At 66.5% G+C, this 1,398-nt stretch carries 2 protein-coding genes; both read right to left on the bottom strand.

Going from position 1 to position 1,398, the window contains the following annotated elements; genetic code table 11:
* The coding region (gene cydX / locus EOW65_RS19795; protein ID WP_121535055.1) for a cytochrome bd-I oxidase subunit CydX at positions 1–95 on the bottom strand (95 nt) is incomplete at its 3' end.
* Between the two features lie 15 nt (positions 96–110).
* Positions 111–1,268, bottom strand: a complete 1,158-nt coding sequence (cydB, locus tag EOW65_RS19790) for a cytochrome d ubiquinol oxidase subunit II (RefSeq protein ID WP_128152392.1) — start codon at positions 1,266–1,268, stop codon at positions 111–113.
* Between the last annotated feature and the right edge of the window lie 130 nt (positions 1,269–1,398).

Below are 1,398 nucleotides of genomic sequence, written 5' to 3'. Positions count from 1 at the left end.
ATCTTCCGATCGTTGAGCATTTCGAGCCACATTGCGTTTGCGACGGCGATGAGGGCTGCGAGGGGGAGGCCGAGGATCCAGGCGAAGTACCACATGGGATGCGTCCTTTCTCAGTAGGCGTTCTTGTTTTCGGTGATTTCGGCGACGGTGACCTTGCCCCAGAGCACCTTGTAGACCCAGGCGGTGTAGGCAAGGATGATCGGCACGAAGATCACCGAGACGACGAGCATCACGAAGAGCGTCTGATGCGAGGAGGAGGCGTCCCAGACGGTGAGCGAGGCGTCGGGCTGGATCGAGGAGGGCAGGATGAAGGGGAACATCGTCAGCCCGACCGAGGCGATCACGCCAAGGATCGCGAGGCCCGAGAAGATCAGCGCCGTGCCGCTCGCCTTGCGCATGGCCACGATCGCCAGCGCCATGCCGGCGATGCCGAGCACCGGGGCGATCGCGATCCAGGGCCGCAGCGCATAGGCCGCCAGCCAGGAGCCCTGATGCGCGACGGTGCTCAGCAGCGGGTTCGACGGCCCGTTCGCCGCGACCTCGGAGGTCAGCGCATAGCCCGGGATGCCATAGGCCAGCCAGACGCCCGCGAGCGCATAGGCCGCGATCGCCACGACCCCCGCGACCGAACCGATCGCGATCGCGCGGCGCTGCACCGCGCCCTCGGTCTTCAGCGTCAGCCAGCCCGCGCCATGCAGCAGCAGCATGGTCAGCGAGACCACGCCCGCGAGCAGCGCGAAGGGGTTCAGCAACCCGAGGAACTTCGCATAGAAGGCGCCGGGGTAGAGCGGCATCAGATCCTCGGTGATCTGGAACGGCACGCCCTGCAGCACATTGCCGACGGCGACGCCGAAGATCAGCGCCGGCACCGCGCCGCCGACGAAGAGCGCCCAGTCCCAGCCGTTGCGCCAGGGATGGCCCTCGCGCTTCGAGCGGTATTTGAAGCCCACCGGGCGCAGGATCAGCGCCGCGAGCACCGCGAACATCGCGAGGTAGAAGCCCGAGAAGCTGACCGCATAGAGCGGCGGCCAGGCGGCGAAGATCGCGCCGCCGCCGAGGATGAACCACACCTGGTTGCCCTCCCAGACCGGGCCGACGGTGTTGATCACGACGCGGCGCTCGTCATCGGTCTTGGCGACGAAGGGCAGCAGCGCCCCCACGCCCATGTCGAAGCCGTCGGTGACGGCAAAGCCGATGAGCAGCACGCCCAGCAGGCCCCACCAGATCACCCGCAGCACATCGAGACTGATCAGATCATGCAAAATCATGGTGTCTTACTCCGCAGGCATGGTGACGGCATCGTCCGAGGTCTTCAGCCGCGCTTCGTGGCGGCGCATCCAGTCCTCGGTCTCGGCGACGTCCTGATAGGGGCCCTTGCGGATGTATTTCACCATCAGC

It is taken from the genome of Paenirhodobacter ferrireducens, from assembly GCF_004022265.1.
Taxonomy (GTDB): domain Bacteria; phylum Pseudomonadota; class Alphaproteobacteria; order Rhodobacterales; family Rhodobacteraceae; genus Rhodobacter; species Rhodobacter ferrireducens.
This window is presented reverse-complemented; position numbering and strand designations above follow the sequence as displayed.